An 18,476-nucleotide genomic window follows, 5' to 3' on the forward strand; every position below is an offset into this window, starting at 1 on the left:
AAAAAAATATCAAGTGAAGACCCTACAAAGGTTGGTTATAATAATGATATATCTAAGCAGGCTAGTTTGGGAAGAGAGACTTTTTTCAGTAGTTCAATAGAAACTATAACTTTTCATCTTGCTATTATATTTAGCGTATGTGCTGTTGCTTATATTGTATTAGGATTTATAAAAAGAGTAGGTATACAGGGGCTTAATGTTTTGCCTGTTTGGACTTATGCTATGATAATAATGTTTGCATTAAACTTCGCTATAAAAAAACTAAAATTATCTTGGTGTGTAGATTCTAAAGTAAAGGCTAAAATAATGGGTACTTTAAGCGACTTTGCTATAGTATCAGCTATAACAAGCTTACCTATAAAGGCTGTTATGACTTATATGGCTCCTATAATTGTTATGTGCGTACTTGGTTTTGTGTTTACATATTTAATAGTATTTTATTTTACTAAAATATTATTTAAAGATGATTATACTTTTGAGAGGGCTATAATCTCTTGGGGTACTTTAACAGGGGTGCTTATCACTGGCATGACGCTTCTTAAAATATGCGACCCTGATTATAAAAGTCCTGCTTTAAGTGAGTTTTCTTTAGGCTTTTCATTAATGTCTGTTACAGGGCTTTTGGTTGTGCCTATTTTAAATACTGTTTTAGCTATTGGCTCTACTATGGATAATTTAATTACTGCAATTATTACTTCTGCTTTATATTTGCTGTTTGGTTTTATAGTGTTTTTTGTTTCAAAAAAAAGAGCTAATAATTAAAAAAAATATAATTAATTTAAATTATTTATGATTGTTATTAATTATTTTTGTGTTATAATTAATGTCAAAATTTCAAAATAACTTTATTATTAATACTTTATTGATATATGAAAAAAATACTTAATAATTTAGAAGAATTAAAAAATGTATTAAAAGAAAGAGAGACAAAAAGAATAGTATTTACTAATGGTTGTTTTGATATTATTCATAGGGGACATGTAGAGTATTTGCAAAAGGCAAAAGAGCTTGGTGATATACTTATACTTGGGTTAAATAGTGATGACTCTGTGAGAAGGTTAAAAGGCAGTAGCAGACCAATAAATAATGAAACTGATAGGGCTATAGTATTATCTGCTTTAGAATGTATTGATTATGTTGTTATTTTTGATGAAGACACCCCTTTAGAATTAATTAAATTTATAAAACCTGATATTTTGGTGAAGGGCGGAGATTATAAAATAGAAGAGGTTGTTGGCAGAGAATATGCTAAACAGACCGTATTAATAGATTTCGTAAATGGGTATTCTACCACAAATATTATAAAGAAAATTAATATTAATTGATTACAATTTTTATGTAATTTTAACTAAAAATTATTTTTTTTGTTTTATAAAGATAAAAAATTTTATGGATATGTGTAAATGTTTACAAAAAAGAAAGAGAAGATACATTTTATAGGAATAGGCGGAATAGGAATGAGTGCTATAGCATTGGTTCTTAATTCTATAGATGAATTTACTATTACAGGAAGCGATTTAGCTAAAACTCCAAAAACTCAGTCGCTTGAAGACTGCGGCATAAAAGTTTATTATGGTCATAAAGAAAGCAATGTAGAAGATGATGTTACAGCAGTTGTTAGCTCTTCTGCAATAAGCCCTACTAATGAAGAGATAATATCAGCTAAAAAGAAAAATATTATTGTAATACCAAGAGGGGAGATGCTTGCGGAAATTATGCGTTTAAAACAAGGCATAGCAATATCAGGCTCTCATGGTAAAACTACTACCACTTCTTTAATAAGTCAAATAATGATAGAAGCTAAATTAAACCCTATATGTATAATAGGCGGAAATCATTTTAATCTTAAGAGCAATGCTTATTGTAATTTAAGTAGTGAATATATGGTTTGCGAGGCAGATGAGAGTGACGGAAGTTTTTTAAGACTTTCACCTGTATTTAGTGTTGTTACAAATATAGATAATGATCATTTGGATTATTATGGCAATGTTGAAAAATTAAGACTTGCTTTTTTAGATTTTATTAATAAAGTGCCTTTCTACGGCTGTTCTTTTCTTTGTTTTGAAAATGATGTTGTAAAAGATTTGGCTAAAAGTGTAAGTAAAAAATATTATTCTTACGGCTTTTCTAATGAATATGATTTTTATGTTGATAAAAGCTCTATCAAAACAGAAGAGTTTAAAACATATTTTAAAGCTTATTATAAAGATAAGTTTTTAGGAGAGTTTGAACTTCCTTTAATAGGGGAGCATAATGTACTTAACTCTTTAGCTTCAATCGCTGTAGCATATCATTTGGATATAGATACTGATACTATAAAAAAAGCACTTCAAAGCTTTGAAGGTGTAGGCAGAAGATTAAATAAATTATATGATAAAGAGGTAACATTGTTTGATGATTATGGACATCACCCTACAGAAATAAAAGCTACATTGTCTTCGCTTAGAAATGCTTATAAAGATAGAAGAATTATAGCTATATTTCAGCCTCATAGATACAGCAGAACTCAGTTGCTTTTAAATGATTTTGAAGATGCTTTTTTAGATGCTGATAATTTAATAATTACCGATATATATGCGGCAGGAGAAAGTCCTATTGCTGGAATTAGCGGTGAGACTATATGCAAAATAGTAAAAAATAATAATATAAAATATATAAAAAATATAGAAGATATATTACCAGAATTAGAAAAAATAAAAAAAGACGGAGATATAATAATTACTTTGGGGGCTGGTAATATAGTAAAGGTTAGTAACGATTATGCAAAAAAATTATCAGGCTCTTGAAGATTTTTTACAAGAAAATAAGTTTACATACAATAAAAATCGTCCGTTTAAAGAATGTACTAGTTTTAGTGTGGGGGGAATAGTAGATTTATATGTTACAGTAAAGAATATAGATGAACTTTTGTCTTTACTTGTGTTTTTAAATAAAAATAATATAAAATATTTTGTGATAAAAGATAAAAATAAATTCCTTGTATCTGATGATGGATATGATGGGGTTATTATATCTATGGAAGGAAGTTTTGAAGATTTTGAGTTTTTAGATGATTGTGTATTAAAAGCTAATAGTTCTGCTATTTTGGAGAGACTTTCGCATGAGGCACGTATTAGAAATTTATCTGGTTTAGAGTTTGTAGCTTTAGTTAATAGCAGAATAGAGTCTGCTATTTATGGAGAGCTTGAATCTTTTGGTATGTCATTTATGAATATTGTAGAAACTTTAACTGTGCTTTATCAAGATTTGATGATTATAAAAGATATATCTAAAAATGAATATTTATCTTCAAGCAGAGAAATTAAAGACAATATGATTATTTTATCTGCTACTTTAAGATTAGAGAAAGATTCTCCTGAAAGTATAGATAATAGAATAGAATGGTTTAGATATATAAGAGGCTCTGTTGCCCCAATGGAAGCTAATATTGGTCCTGTGTTTGAAGACTTTGATAATATAAAAGCTTATGAGATGGTTGAGAGAGTTGGTGGACTTGATATGAAGGCAGGTACTATGAGATGGCATAAAAGATTTCCAAATTATATAGTTAATGAATGCGTGTATATTGATAATTGCTCTACCAATATGTCTAAAGCTTCTGATGTATTATCTTTAATAGATGATACAAAAAAGAAAATAGAACAGCATTATGCTTTAAATCCTAAAATTAATATTAAACTTTTAAGTTAGTAAAATAAATATTTCTTTTTTAATAATTTTAATAAATCATAATAAATACAGGAGATTAAAAATTATGAAAGGCATAACTACTATAATACTACTTATTTTATCAAATACATTTATGACTATAGCTTGGTATGGGCATTTAAAATTTAGTGAGATGAAAGGTTTTGCTAAATTATCTCTTCCTTTTGTTATATTAATTAGCTGGGGTATTGCTTTATTTGAATACTGCTTTCAAGTGCCTGCTAACAGAATTGGTTTTAATGGAAATGGAGGACCTTTTTCTCTTATGCAATTAAAAGTTATGCAGGAAGTTATTACTTTAACAATATTCACAATATTTACAGTTGTATTTTTCAAAACAGAAACTTTAAGAATTAATCATTTTATTGGTTTTTTATGTTTGATATTAGCTGTATTTTTTATATTTAAAAAATAACACTTGACTTTTTAACTGTTTATAGTATTATTGTTTGTAGTAATAATTGGGGTTTTATAATGAAAAAAATATATTTTTTATTTTTATGTTTTAGCTTATTAATTTTTTCTTGTGGAAATAACAATAATAGTGATAATAAAGAGGCATCAAAAGAAGATATTTTGATTGTTGGAATTGATGCTGATTTTCCTCCTTTTGGTTATTTTGAAGGAAATGAGATAAAGGGATTTGATTATGATATAATGAATGAAATAGCTAAGGTTTCTGGGCTTAATATTGAGATTATAGCTATGAAATTTGATGGTCTTTTACCTGCTTTGCAAACTAAAAAAATAGATGCTATTATTGCGGGAATGACTGTTACAGAGGAGAGAAAAAAGTTTGTTAATTTTTCTAAGACTTATTATGTATCTAGTCAGGTTATGTTAGTTAATGAGAAAAATGATAGTATTACTAATTTCGATAATTTGATTGGAAAAGATGTTGGTGTTGTTATTGGTACTACGGGTGATATTATTATGACAGAAACAGAAGGAGTTAATACTCATAAATTTGATACTGGAGCTGGTGCGGTACTTGCTTTGTCAGAAGATAAAATTGATGCTATTGTATTTGATAAAGAGCCTTGCAAAAATTTTGCTAAATATAATGATGGGATTAAATTAGTAGAAAGTGATGCTGTTCAAGAAGATTATGCTATTGCTGTGAGAAAAGAAGATACTTTAATTTTGGATAAGATTAATGAAGGTATATCTGTAATAATGACTAATGGAACATATGAAAAGCTTATAGATAAAAATTTTAAATAAATTTTAAAATAAAAATTATTAGTTTTATTAATTTATATAATTTTGCATAATTTGCAAATAATTATTTTTTGTTTTATAATAATGGAAAACTATCATTATGAAACAAAAAGTTTTAATTTTATTGAAAATAGCATCGCTAGCATTTTTTTTGCTGTTTCTTATATTAAATATTGCTTCAATAGTTTATTACGATACAAAAATTGTATTTATAGTTTTACTTGTACTCTTTTTAATTTTTTCAATTTCTTTTTCTATAGTATATTTTTATTTAAATAGTTCTATAAGTAATTATAAAGAAATAATGGAAACTCAAAATAATGGAGTTACATATAGACTTTCAAAAATCACTAGTAGTATATTATATGATTATCAAAGTGCTATAAAAAAATTAAAAGAAAAAAATATGTACATATTAGGAAGATATGATGTATTGGATAATATGAGAAAGAAGTATAAAAAAGATATGAAAAATGCCAAAAAGATACAGAGTTTTATGCTTCCTAAGAAAATGCCAAATAATGAGTATTTATCTTCTTATTCCTTTTATAATCCTGTTGAAATAATAGGGGGAGATTTTTTTGATTATGTTTATTTAAATGATGATAGTAATGAGATACTTTTTATTATATCAGATGTTAGCGGACATGGTGTAGATGCTGCTATAATAACGGCTGTAATAAAGACTGCATTTAGGGATTTATCTAAAAGTTTTACAAGTGTTAGAGATTTACTTCATGATATAAATGATACTTTAATTAATATGATGCCAAGCGGATATTATTCTACTATGATAGTTGCTAAATTAGATTTAAGAAATAGAGTTCTAACTTATTCGAATGCATCTCATACTCCTTTGCTTGCTATACGTAATAATTCCATTAAAGAATATAGAAATGGCGGTACAATAATAGGGCTATTTCCTACAGCGTATTTTCATGAAGAAGATATTGAGCTTAATAATGGAGATGTATTTTTATTTTTTACAGATGGTATTATTGAGGCTTCAAAGTCAAAAAATAAATATGATGTATATGGAATAGATAGATTAAAAGATATGTTTATAAGTAATAGTGAATATAGTTCTGAAACTATTGTAGAAACTATTAAAAAGGATTTTTATGAGTATTTAGATTATAGGAGTCCTGATGATGATTGTTCTATAGTTGTTTTTAAGATAAATTCTTGAGTTATATTTTTATATTATTTTTTATATATAATTAATTTTTTGCAATAAAAAAGCCCCATTAAACATAGGGCTTAAATAATGCTCCGAGAACAGGGCTCGAACCTGCGACCCGGTGATTAACAGTCACCTGCTCTACCGACTGAGCTATCTCGGAATATTTTTTTATCTTTAATTGTTTAAGTATAATAGCATATTTAATAAAAAATGTCAATAGCTAAAATACTTTTTTTATTATACTATCATTGATGTTATTTGAAATTTATTATATTTGGATTTAATTTTTAGGTTTTTTTACCGTAAATATTTATAGTGTATTATAATATTGTTTTTAAATCGCTTTTTAACTTGATATTTAACATAATTGAGTATAAAATAGGGTTTAGAAAATTAGGGGTATAATTTTATGTCATTCGTTCACTTACATGTACATACTCAGTATTCTATACTTGATGGTGCTGCTCGTATTAAATCATTATATTCTAAAACAGATAAAACCAAAAGACTAATACCTGGTTTAATAGATAGGGCAAAAGAATTAGATATGCCTGCTATAGCTATGACAGACCATGGTAATATGTTTGGAGCTATGGAGTTTTTCTCTGAGGCTAAAGATAAAGGAATTATACCCATTATAGGATGCGAAGTATATGTTGCTCCAAAGACAAGATTTGACAAAAAATTAGATAACTCCGAAGAAAAAAGTGCTATGCATTTGGTGCTTCTTGCTAAAGATAAAGAGGGTTATAACAATTTATGTAAATTGGTAACTCATGGATATACTGAAGGATTTTATTATAGACCAAGGGTAGATCATGAATTAATAGAAAAATATAATAAAGGATTAATTTGTTTATCTGCTTGTATGGGCGGAGAGATTCCTATAGCATTAAGAAAAAAAGATTATAAGCAGGCTTTGCAATTAGCGAGGTATTATAAATCTATATTTGGAGAAGATTTTTATATAGAACTTCAGGACCATGGTTTGGCAGAGGAAAAGACTTTAAATAGTGATTTATATAAAGTTGCAAAAAATGAAAATATAGAATTAGTAGTTACAAATGATGTGCACTATGTATTAAAAGAAGATGCTAAGGCTCATGAGATACTTCTTGCTATACAAACTAAAGCTACTTTAGATTCTCCGAGAAGATATAAGTTTCCAAGCAATGAGTTTCATTTAAAGACTGAAGAAGAGATGAAAAAATCTTTTGCAAAGCTTCCTAAGGCTTTTGAAAATACGGTAAAAATAGCAGAGCAGTGCAAAGATTTAAATATAATGACAAAAACTTATTATATGCCAAATTATGAGCTTCCTAATGGCGAGACAGAAACTACAGCATTAAGAAAAATGTGTATAGAGGGGCTTAATAAGCATTATAATAACGATATTCCAAAAGAGGCTATGGAAAGGCTTGATATGGAGTTGGGTGTTATAGCTAAGATGGGTTTTGAAGGATATTTTTTGGTAGTTCAAGACTTTATTAACTATGCAAGAAATCATGATGTTGCTGTTGGTCCTGGTAGGGGTAGTGCTGCAGGTTCAATAGTTGCATTTGCTAGCGGAATTACAAAGGTTAACCCTTTAGATTATAATTTGCTTTTTGAGAGATTTTTAAATCCTGAAAGAAAGAGCATGCCCGATATAGATGTTGACTTCCAAGATGATAAGAGAGAAGTTGTAATAGATTATGTAACAAAAAAATACGGTAAAGACAATGTTTCTCAGATTGCCACTTTTGGTGCTTTGGGGGGACGTTCTGTTATAAGAGATGTTTGCCGTGTTATGGGTATAGATTTGGCTACTGCTGATAGACTTGCTAAAAGCATACCTGATGATATTAAAAGGGTTGTAGATATATATGACCACCCTGATTGTGCTGAGTTTAGAAAAGAGATTGATAATAGTAGAGAGCTTAAAAATATGTATGAGATATCTATGAGGCTTGACGGATTGGTTCGCAATGTTGGGCTTCATGCTGCTGGTGTGATTATATCATCTCATCCTATAGCTGATTTAGCTCCTGTTTATCAAGACTCTAAAACAGGTACAAGAGCTTGTCAATATGAGATGACTTATGTTGAAAGTGCGGGTCTTATAAAGATGGACTTCTTGGGTATTAAAAACTTAAGACTTATAAAAGATGCTATAAAAGATATTAAAGAAAGATACGGCAAAGAAATAGATATAGATAAAATACCTTTAGACGATGAAGCTGTTTATAAAATATTTAGACATGCTGATACAGGAGGAGTTTTCCAGTTTGAAAGTCCTGGTATGCGTCAGATGCTATTAAATATTCAGCCTACAGCTTTTGATGACTTAGTTTCAAGTGTGGCATTATTCCGTCCTGGTCCTTTAAAATCTGGAATGGATAAAGATTATGCCGACAGAAAAAACAAAAGAAAAGAGATTGTATATAAACACCCTGATTTAGAGCCTATACTTAAAGAAAGTCAGGGAGTATTAATATATCAAGAGCAGATTATGGCTATAAGCAGAGCTATAGGAGGTTTCACTGCCGCCGAAGCAGATGACTTAAGAAAGGCTATGGGTAAAAAAATCGTAGAGAAAATGAACTCTATGAGAGAGAAGTTTATTAGCGGCGGACTTGAAAGAGGGTATGATGAAGAGCTGTTAAATTATCTTTTTGATACAATGAAAGGTTTTGCTGAATATGGTTTTAATAAATCTCACTCTGTTTGTTATGCTTTAATAGCTTATCAAGAGGCATATATAAAAGCTCATTATCCAATGGAATATTATGTAGCTTTGCTTAATACTGTGATAGCTGATACTGATAAGATAGCATTATACTTAAACGAAATTAAACAAAAAAATATAGAAGTTGTTAGTGCGAGCGTTTTTGAAAGTGATGCTTTATTCTCTCAAAAGAATGGAAAGATAGTATATGCTTTACATGCTGTTAAAGGTGTAGGGCTTCAAGCGGCTTTGGCTATACAAGAAGAGAGAGAAAATAATGGACAGTTTAAGAATTTAGAAGATTTTGTAAAAAGAGTTGATGTTCATTTGGTTAATAGAAAGGTTTATGAAACGCTTATAAAATGCGGTGCTTTCTCTGAGTTCGGACACACTGAAAGTGCATTACTCTCTTCGCTTGATGCAATACTTGCTCATGCTTCTAATTATCAAAAAGAAACATTATCTGGTCAGACTATGCTTTTTGATTCTATGTCTGAAGATGATACAGGAAGTGCTTCTTTGGTGATAGAAAAACAAGTTGAATATGCTAATAATATTTTAATGGAAAATGAAAAAGAGGTTTTAGGTTTTTCTTTAAGATATCATCCTTTTGCAAGATATATTACAAAGATTGATTATAAGTATTTTAATAATTTGCTTGAATTAGAAGAACTTGAAGATAAATATGAGTTTTCTATACCTGCAATTTTAATGAATATATCAGAAGGAACTACAAAGAAAAATACTCCTATGCTTATATTAAAAGTTATGGATTTATTTACAGAGAGTACTTTCTATATTACAACAAAAACAGATAAATATAGAGATTTGCTTGATGAAAATATGGGCATACTAATAAGAGGTAAAAGAGATAAGAATAAGTTTTCTGGTAAAATATATAATAATATAATAGATATAAAAGATTTAGACGGCGTTCTTAATGATAAAAAGAATGTTTTAAAAGAAGTAAAAAGAGAGATAAAAAGAGATAATGCAGAAACTTTAGTAACAGAAAATAAAATACCTAAGCCATCTAATGAAAGTCCTAAAGAAGTAGCTGCAGTAAAAAAAGAAAATAGTAATAATATTATAAAAAATACTAATACAGGAAAAAAACAATTAGCTCTTTATGTTAATAAAAATATATTTGATGATATGGATTTATTATGCTTGCAAAACGCTATATCATCAAACCCTGGTGATTATACTATTTTCTTAAAACTCAAATCAGAAAGCGGTACTGAAGTATTTAAGATAGGTGAAAATTATAAAGTTGATCCTAGTCAGAGATTTTTAAGTGAGGCTAAAAGTGCATTAAGATCTCTAATAGATATAGAATATGCATGATTTTAATTACATGTAATTTTATTCAGTTTTTATAATTGACGAAAGAATATTTTTATTATATAATTGCATATCTTTAATAATTGTATAATTAATTATTAATTTTGGGGTATGCTTTATGCTTGATTATGTTTTAAAGAGACTGTTTATATCTGTTTTAACTTTGTTTGTTATAGTAACTATCACTTTTTTCTTAATGCATACTGTACCAGGAGGACCATTTGTTGGAGAGAAGCCGCTTAGTAAAGTTGCTTTAGAAAATTTAAATAAAAAATATGGTTTAGATAAGCCTCTTGTAGTTCAATATGCAAATTATCTTAAAAATGCAATTAAAGGAGATTTAGGTACTTCTCTTACTAAAATAGGTCAATCTGTATCTGGTACTATAGTAAGAGCTTTTCCCGTATCTTTTAGGCTTGGAATATTTAGTATGTTTATCTCCACTACTATAGGAGTGTTATTTGGTATAATTGCCGCTCTTAGACAGGGTAAAGCAATAGATAGGGCTGTGATGGTGGCAGCTACTTTGGGTATAGCGGTACCTAGTTTTGTTGTTGCTACTGTTTCTATAATTATTTTTTCTGTTAAATTAAAAATACTTCCTGCTTATGGTTTTGATTCTTTCAAGCAATATTTAATGCCTGGTTTTGCTTTATCATTTAGTTCACTTAGTTTTATGGCTAGACTTATGAGAAGTTCTATGCTTGATGTTATTCACCAAGATTATATAAAAACAGCTAGGGCAAAGGGTATATCAAGAAGTATTATTATATTTAAGCATGCTTTAAGAAATGCTATTATACCAATTGTTACATATATAGGACCTCTTGCTGCTGCTATACTTACTGGTTCTTTTGTTGTAGAGAAAATCTTTAATATACCTGGTCTTGGAAGATACTTTGTTGAAAGCATAACACAGAGAGATTATCCTACAATATTAGGAGTTACTATATTTTATGGTGCTTTTTTAATAGCAATGAATTTCTTAGTTGATTTATCTTATGGTATTATAGACCCTAGAATAAAGATTCAAGATTAATAAAGAAGGAATAATAAATGGAAAATAGTTTAGATAAATCATTATTTGTAAAGGCAAGCGAAGAAGAAAAGGCTGCTGCCGAGGTAAAAAGAGAGAGTGTAACTTATTGGCAAGATGCATATAGAAGATTTAAAAAAAATAAAGTAGCTTTAGTTTCTATTATAATAATAGGCATTATAACGCTTCTTTCTATATTTATACCTATAGTATCAGAATATGAATATGCACAAATAAATAGAGGTGTAGAAAATAGTTTGCCTACATTAGAACACCCATTCGGTACCGATACTTTGGGAAGGGATTTGCTTGTTCGCTGTATGATAGGGGCTAGAATATCTCTTCTAATAGGTATAGTGTCTGCTACTTTGGTTGTAATAATAGGTATAGTTTATGGTTCTATATCTGGATATTTTGGAGGTATGCTTGATAATATTATGATGCGTATAGTAGATATTATTAGTGCTGTGCCTACACTTTTAATTGTTGTATTATTGTCTGTAGTGCTTAAAGCTCCTATGGATAAATTATTTTTACAAAGTGAATCTTTAAGAGGTATTGGTCTTTTGGGACCTGGACTTTTTAGTATATTTATAGTTATATCTTTGCTTTATTGGACTAATATGGCTAGAATGACTAGGGGACAAATTTTAGCATTAAAAAATCAAGAGTTTGTAACTGCTGCTAGGGCTTTGGGTACTCCGCATAGCAGAATAATTTTTAAGCATTTAATACCTAATGCTATGGGGGCTATAATAGTATCAGCTATGGTTCAGATACCTAATGCTATATTTGTTGAGGCTTTTTTAAGTTTCTTGGGGTTAGGGGTAAGTGCTCCTATGGTTTCGCTTGGCTCTTTAACTTCAAATGCTGTTAGCGGGGTTTATTCTTATCCTTATCAGCTTCTTTTTCCTGCTGCTTTAATAAGTATAATAATACTTTGTTTTAATTTGGTGGGTGATGGACTTAGAGATGCTTTAGACCCTAGAATGAAAAACAGATAAAAAGCTATAAAGGTGGTATTTAATGGAAAGTTTATTAGAAGTTAAGAATTTAAGCGTATCTTTTTTTACACCGCTTGGAGAGGTTAAGGCTGTTAATAATATTTCTTATAAATTAGATAAATCTAAAGTGTTAGGAATAGTAGGGGAGTCTGGAAGCGGAAAGAGTGTTTCTGCTTATTCTATTATGGGGCTTATTGAAGAGCCTGGTAAAATTATAAATGGAGAGATACTTTTTGAAGGTACTGATTTGATTAAACTTTCAGAGCATGAAAAAAAGAAAATAAGGGGCGATTCTATATCAATGATTTTCCAAGACCCTATGACTTGTTTAAATCCAGTATATACTATAGGCAATCAGCTTATGGAGGCTTTAACTACTCATAAAAAAATAAGCACAACAGATGCTATAGAAAGAATAGTAGAGCTTTTAACATTGGTTGGTATTAATGAACCAAGAAGAAGAATAAAACAATATCCGCATGAACTTTCAGGTGGTATGCGTCAGCGTATAATGATAGCTATGGCACTTGCAGGAGACCCTAAAATACTTATTGCTGATGAGCCTACAACTGCACTTGATGTTACCATACAGGCACAGATACTTGAGCTTATAAAAGATATACAGAAAAAAATACAAATGGCAGTTATACTAATTACGCATGACTTTGGGATTGTTGCTGATATGGCTGATGATATTATAGTAATGTATGGAGGCGGTATAGTAGAGAGAGGAACAGTTTTTGATATATTTGAAAGACCTAAGCACCCTTATACTTTGGGGCTTCTTAAATCTTTACCTCGTATTGATATTAAGCAAGATAGACTTATACCTATAGAGGGAACTCCTATAGATTTACTTAATATGAAAGCAGGTTGTCCTTTTAGCACAAGATGCGAAGAATGTATGAAGGTTTGTATAGATAATAAACCTCCTAGAACTGAGTTTGAGAAAGGGCATTTTTCTGCTTGCTGGCTTCATCAAATGCCTAATTAATTATAGAAAATAAAAGGAAAAATTATGGCACCTTTAATAGAAATACAAGACTTGAAACAACATTTTAAAATAAAGGGCGGTTTGTTTGGAAGGAATATACAAACAGTAAAGGCCGTTGATGGAGTATCTTTTACAATAAACAAAGGTGAAACTTTTGGACTTGTAGGAGAATCTGGAAGCGGTAAAACTACACTTGGAAGAACTTTACTTCATCTATATAAACCTACAAGCGGAAAGATATTTTTTAATGGCGAAGAAGTTAATGAAAATAATTACAGACAGTATGCTAAAAGAATGCAAATTATTTTCCAAGACCCTTATGCTTCACTTAACCCTCGTATGACAGTTGAGGATATAATAGGCGAAGCTCTTGATGTACATAAACTTTATTCTACAAAAGCAGAGAGAAGAGAGAAGGTAATAAATCTTCTTAAACTTGTTGGACTTAATGCGGAACAGGCACAGAGATATCCGCATGAATTTTCTGGTGGTCAAAGACAACGTATAGGTATAGCTCGTGCTTTGGCTGTTGATCCAGAGTTTATAGTTTGTGATGAGCCAGTATCTGCTTTAGATGTTTCTATTCAGGCTCAGATTATAAATATGCTTTATGATATGCAGCAAGATATGAAGCTTACTTATCTTTTTATTGCTCATGATTTAGCAGTGGTTCGTCAAATATCCAAAAGAATAGCAGTTATGTATTTGGGTAATATTGTTGAGCTTACAGACAGTGAATCGTTATACACAAAATCTCTACACCCTTATACTCAATCTTTAATTTCAGCAATACCAATATCAGAGCCTTCTATTGCTAAAACTAAGCAGCGTATAATACTTTCTGGGGAGATACCTTCTCCAATCAATCCTCCTTCAGGCTGTAAGTTTAGAACTAGATGTCCTAAGGCAGAGGCTATTTGTGCTGAGAAAGCTCCGGAGTTTAGAGAAGTTGAAAACGGACATTATTGTGCGTGTCATTTGGTATGATTATTTGCAAATTTTATTTTTTTAATTTATAATCGGAGTATATATGCGTAACCGCACCGCACCGCACCGCACCGCACCGCACCGCACCGCACCGCACCGCACCGCACCGCACCGCACCGCACTAATTATATTTTTATATAGTGTTGTAATTTTTATTTTTTGCAGTATTTATTTCTTACAAAATAAATCGGTTATGTTCGATCAATTTCAGCATTTTCATGATATGAAAGTATATTGTGATGCTGATAAAATTCCAACTAAAGGAGCCAGATTTTCTGCTACTTCGATAGTTGATGAATATAACACTACCCCTAAAATTCCAGGTGGAACTTATTATGTATTATATTCTATGTTTTATAAATTATCAAATAATAATTGGTTTATAAGTAAAGTAATTAATTATATATTTAATTTAGCTATAATATTGCTATTCTTATTTTGGATTTATAAGAGATTTAATATTCTAGTATTTAACATAATAACATTAATATTGCTATCCAATTCTTTTTTATTATCATCAATGGTTGATTATTGGAATCCTAATTATACTTTAGTCTTTAGTTTTATATTTTTAATTCTTTTAGTGGAATACATTTCTGATTATAAAGAGATATATGTGAGATTATCATCTGTTTTTATTTTTCCTGTTTTAGCTATTATGTCTCAAACTCATATTAATGCATTTCTTTATTTAGTACCTACTTTAATTATATATTTAATTATAAATTTAAAAAAAACAAAAAACTATATTTTATTGTTTTTATTAGGAGTGTTTGTATCGTTTCTTCTATATTTACCTTATTTAATAGAAGAAATAAATAACGGTTTTATAAATACAAAAATGATTTTTAATGGAATAGATTCTTATAAAAGATTAGATTTTCCTCCGCTTCATGCATTAATTATTTTTTCTACTAATGAAATGTCTATATTTTACGGAGGAAGATTTAATGCTATGGTACATTTTTGGTTTGTGAATCCTTTTTTTACTATAGGAATTTTGTTTTTAATAATCAATTTGTTATTTTCTGCAATGTGTTTTTGTCTTTCTTTATATTATTCTTTGAATATAAGATATGAAGCTAAATCAATTCAGGAAAAAAATTTAATATACATTTTGAGATTTCTTTTTTTATTTGTAATAGTTAATATTATTATACTTGTAGTTTTAAAAATGAAATCTGGTCCATTATACTATTTGAATTGTGTTTTTGCTTTTTCTTTTCTTCCAATTATATTTTTCTTTACAAAAAATTATGATAGAATATTAAATAATAAAAAGCTTAAAAATATTGTATATATTTATTTTTTATTAAATACTTTTATGGTATCTATACAGATGATAAGATATATTTATGGGTATGAAAGACCTTATAATGTTTCTAATATAGAAAAATTTTATGAGGTGCTTCATAATGAATCAAATAAATATGGAGATATTGCTATTGTAAATATGTATATTGGTGAACATAAAAATGAATATAGAGATATTTCTTCATTTTTCTATACTAATTACTATATCAATGAGAACTCTCATTCTGAAAATGTATATATTTTATTTGATAAAATAAGTTCTTATAATTATAACATTATTAATGTTAATAAAAATATAGAGTATCTTAATTCAAACGCTTATGTTATTAGCAGTAATAATAGATTATTTTTATATAAATATACAGGAAATTTACCAATTAAGTTTCCTAATTAATATATTGAAAATAATTATAAATTGTATATAATATCTGAAATTATTTAATAATACTAATGAATGGAGTATTTTCTATGCTCAATAAATATATAATAATACCTGTTACGCTTATACTAGTTTCAATAGCAGCAAATATTTTTCTAGACTATTATACTATACCTAAAAGACTTACTAGAATAGACCAATCACAGCATTTTTATGATATGAAGAAATGGTATGAAAGCGGTAAACTTCCCACTACTTCTGCAAGATTTATTGCGAGTCAAGTAGTTAATGATGAGCTTACAACTCCAAGAGTACCAGGCGGAGCTTATTATATATTTTATACTTTATTTTACAAATTAGCCTCTGAAAACTTATTAGGAGCTAAAATAATTAATCTTATATTTAGTTTGATAATAATATCTATATTTCTTTTTTGGTTTTATAAAAAATTTGGTTTGATGATTTTTTCTTTTATTACGCCTCTAATTTTATGTAATGGTTATTTTGTAATGGCCACTACAGATTTTTGGAATCCAAATGTAACTTTATTGTTTAGCTTTTTATTTTTAATTTTTCTTTATGAGTATATTGAAGATGAAAATGATAATATTGTTAAAGCATCAGCTGTACTTATATTCCCAATACTAGCAATAATGGCACAAGGGCATTTTGTTACTTTTTTCTCTATGATACCAACAATAATTATATATTTACTTATTAAGTTTAAAAGAACTTTAAAATATGTTGTTTATTGGGTTATAGGGGTTGTTATATCTTTTTTAGAGTATTTGCCATATTTAATATCTGAAATACAAAATGGATTTAATAATACTAATTTAATATTTTCTGTAAGATCATCCCTTTGGAAATTACCTTTTCCTCAAATGCATGCTATAACATTATTTCCAACAAATGAGATGTCTGTTTTTTACGGAAACAGTTTATATGGAAGTATAAATTATTGGTTATCATATCCTATTATGATATTAGGTCTATTATTTTTATTTATTAGTATTGGTTTTTCTTTCTATTGTATAATAAGAGGCGTATACTTTGCCTTTAATAGAAAATATAAACCTAATTCAAATATAGAAAAAACATTATTAGAATTATTTAGAATATTTTTACTTTATGTTCCTGTTACAATAATTTTTAATATATTAGCTAAATCTAAACCTGGAACTTTCCATTATTTATATAATGCTTTTGCTATTTCTTATATTCCTATAATATTATTTGTATTCCAAAAAAAGGATAAATTCTTAACTAACAATAAATGGCTATATACAATTTCTTCTTTGTTGTTTATCAATGTAATAGTGATGGTTTTGCAGATAACTACGTATGTAAAAAATTATGAAGAGCCTAGAAGTATAGGAGGTATGAAAACAGTTGCTAAGGCATTATTAGAACATTCTCAAGGTAAAGAATTGAGCATTATAGGTGTATATGCAGATGATAATTATATGTACAGAGATATTGCAGTTGCGTATTTTCCTGATATGGTTTGGAATCAGAATAATAAATCAACTAATCTATATGTAGTTTTAGATAGAATTGGTACATTATCCAAACCTAAAGACACTGTTGATGAATATATGCAATATCTTAATAATAATGCTGATTTAATTGGTGATAATGGAACTCTGTTTGTTTATAAGTATAAAGGTACTGAGCCATTACAGTTTCCAAAAAGAAAATAAAAATCTATAATGATATAGATTCTATAAACTGCTTTGCTACCCTAGGGCTTCTTCCTGCACTTCTTATTGCATAGCTTTCTGCTTGTTTTATAAGCTCTTCTTTATCTATTTGTATATTATTGTCTTTTGCATATGATAGTACTATATCTATAAATAAATCCCTATCTGGTCTTTGGAAGGTTATAACTATACCGAATCTGTTTGTTAAACTCATTATCTGCTGAATAGTGTCTTCAACATGTATCTCATCGCCTGTTCTATCATTAAAGTTTTCTTTTATTAAATGTCTATAATTTGAAGTTACATAAACTACTATATTTTGAGGAAAAGAGTTTACTCCGCCTTCAAGCACTGCTTTTAAATATGAGAAACTATCATCATTTGAAGAAAAAGTTAAATCGTCTATAAATATTATAAATTTAAGAGGGCTTAAACTTAATTTTTGTATTATATCTGGTATAAATGATAATTGACTTTTTTTAACTTCAATAAGCCTTAAACCTTCATCTCTAAACATATTTGCAACTGCTTTTATAGTGCTGCTTTTACCAGTGCCAGCATCTCCATAAAGAAGTATGTTATTGGCTTTTTTGCCTTCCAATAACGCCTTAGTGTTTTGTATTACTTTCTCTCTTTCTCTTTTATAGCCATATAACTGCTTTATATCTTGTTTATCTTGATGTTCTGCTTTTGTTATGTTGTTTTTTTCATCAAGTGTAAACATATTATTATTATAAAATATGCCGTATCCTTTTTTGCTAATTTCTTTTATATGAGTAGTGTATATATTATAGAAATCAATTTTTTTTGTTTCTAATTCTGCTAAATTATTATAAATATCAGATAAATCAATTTCAGATAAATAACTAAAAAAATCTAATTCTTCTTTTAGAGCA

Annotated in this window: 15 protein-coding genes and 1 tRNA gene; 14 read left to right on the forward strand and 2 right to left on the reverse strand. The window is 28.4% G+C overall.

Annotation, left to right across the window (positions count from 1 at the left end; translation table 11 throughout):
- The 7 genes from E6A48_RS02365 to E6A48_RS02395 all read left to right on the forward strand — a co-directional run.
- On the forward strand, window positions 1–762 hold a 762-nt coding region (locus E6A48_RS02365; protein ID WP_475561305.1), incomplete at its 5' end, for a sodium/glutamate symporter family protein.
- 107 nt (window positions 763–869) lie between these two features.
- Complete coding sequence (gene rfaE2, locus E6A48_RS02370) at window positions 870–1,325, forward strand: D-glycero-beta-D-manno-heptose 1-phosphate adenylyltransferase (RefSeq protein ID WP_219708373.1); 456 nt, start codon at window positions 870–872, stop codon at window positions 1,323–1,325.
- A 78-nt stretch (window positions 1,326–1,403) separates the two neighbouring features.
- Window positions 1,404–2,786, forward strand: coding sequence for a UDP-N-acetylmuramate--L-alanine ligase (murC, locus tag E6A48_RS02375; protein WP_219708374.1), 1,383 nt, complete (start codon window positions 1,404–1,406; stop codon window positions 2,784–2,786).
- Entirely contained in the window at window positions 2,761–3,690 is a 930-nt protein-coding gene (locus tag E6A48_RS02380; protein WP_219708375.1) for a UDP-N-acetylmuramate dehydrogenase, read from the forward strand. Before murC ends, E6A48_RS02380 begins: the two co-directional genes overlap by 26 nt.
- A 64-nt stretch (window positions 3,691–3,754) precedes the next feature.
- On the forward strand, window positions 3,755–4,123 hold the full coding sequence (locus tag E6A48_RS02385) for a DMT family protein (protein WP_013245076.1): 369 nt from the start codon (window positions 3,755–3,757) through the stop codon (window positions 4,121–4,123).
- A 59-nt stretch (window positions 4,124–4,182) separates the two neighbouring features.
- Window positions 4,183–4,932: a basic amino acid ABC transporter substrate-binding protein gene (locus tag E6A48_RS02390; protein ID WP_219708376.1), complete on the forward strand. Its 750-nt coding sequence runs from the start codon at window positions 4,183–4,185 to the stop codon at window positions 4,930–4,932.
- Between the two features lie 97 nt (window positions 4,933–5,029).
- The gene (locus E6A48_RS02395) at window positions 5,030–6,118 is read left to right on the forward strand and encodes a PP2C family protein-serine/threonine phosphatase (RefSeq protein ID WP_258018519.1); all 1,089 of its coding nucleotides are present in this window, start codon (window positions 5,030–5,032) and stop codon (window positions 6,116–6,118) included.
- 81 nt (window positions 6,119–6,199) lie between these two features.
- Here E6A48_RS02395 and E6A48_RS02400 read toward each other — a convergent pair.
- A tRNA-Asn gene (locus E6A48_RS02400) sits at window positions 6,200–6,272 on the reverse strand.
- A gap of 249 nt (window positions 6,273–6,521) precedes the next feature.
- Between E6A48_RS02400 and dnaE the strand changes: the two genes are divergently transcribed.
- The 7 genes from dnaE (at window position 6,522) to E6A48_RS02435 (ending at window position 17,580) form a co-directional block, all read left to right on the forward strand.
- Entirely contained in the window at window positions 6,522–10,166 is a 3,645-nt protein-coding gene (dnaE, locus tag E6A48_RS02405) for a DNA polymerase III subunit alpha (protein ID WP_219708377.1), read from the forward strand.
- Between the two features lie 115 nt (window positions 10,167–10,281).
- Window positions 10,282–11,202: an ABC transporter permease gene (locus tag E6A48_RS02410; RefSeq protein ID WP_013245079.1), complete on the forward strand. Its 921-nt coding sequence runs from the start codon at window positions 10,282–10,284 to the stop codon at window positions 11,200–11,202.
- A 17-nt stretch (window positions 11,203–11,219) separates the two neighbouring features.
- Window positions 11,220–12,203, forward strand: coding sequence for an ABC transporter permease (locus E6A48_RS02415; protein WP_013245080.1), 984 nt, complete (start codon window positions 11,220–11,222; stop codon window positions 12,201–12,203).
- 22 nt (window positions 12,204–12,225) lie between these two features.
- Window positions 12,226–13,197, forward strand: a complete 972-nt coding sequence (locus E6A48_RS02420) for an ABC transporter ATP-binding protein (protein ID WP_013245081.1) — start codon at window positions 12,226–12,228, stop codon at window positions 13,195–13,197.
- A 24-nt stretch (window positions 13,198–13,221) separates the two neighbouring features.
- Window positions 13,222–14,184, forward strand: a complete 963-nt coding sequence (locus E6A48_RS02425) for an ABC transporter ATP-binding protein (protein ID WP_157148269.1) — start codon at window positions 13,222–13,224, stop codon at window positions 14,182–14,184.
- A 223-nt stretch (window positions 14,185–14,407) separates the two neighbouring features.
- The gene (locus E6A48_RS02430) at window positions 14,408–15,892 is read left to right on the forward strand and encodes a hypothetical protein (RefSeq protein WP_219708378.1); all 1,485 of its coding nucleotides are present in this window, start codon (window positions 14,408–14,410) and stop codon (window positions 15,890–15,892) included.
- Between the two features lie 74 nt (window positions 15,893–15,966).
- Window positions 15,967–17,580 carry a hypothetical protein gene (locus E6A48_RS02435; RefSeq protein ID WP_258018520.1) on the forward strand — a complete coding sequence of 538 codons (1,614 nt, stop codon included), beginning with the start codon at window positions 15,967–15,969 and terminating at the stop codon, window positions 17,578–17,580.
- 4 nt (window positions 17,581–17,584) lie between these two features.
- On the opposite strand, the gene E6A48_RS02440 is transcribed toward E6A48_RS02435, so the two are convergent.
- A partial coding sequence (locus E6A48_RS02440) for an ATP-binding protein (RefSeq protein WP_219708380.1) occupies window positions 17,585–18,476 on the reverse strand: 892 nt, incomplete at its 5' end.

It is taken from the genome of Brachyspira pilosicoli (genome assembly GCF_019402445.1).
In the GTDB taxonomy this organism is placed as follows: Bacteria; Spirochaetota; Brachyspiria; order Brachyspirales; family Brachyspiraceae; genus Brachyspira; species Brachyspira pilosicoli_B.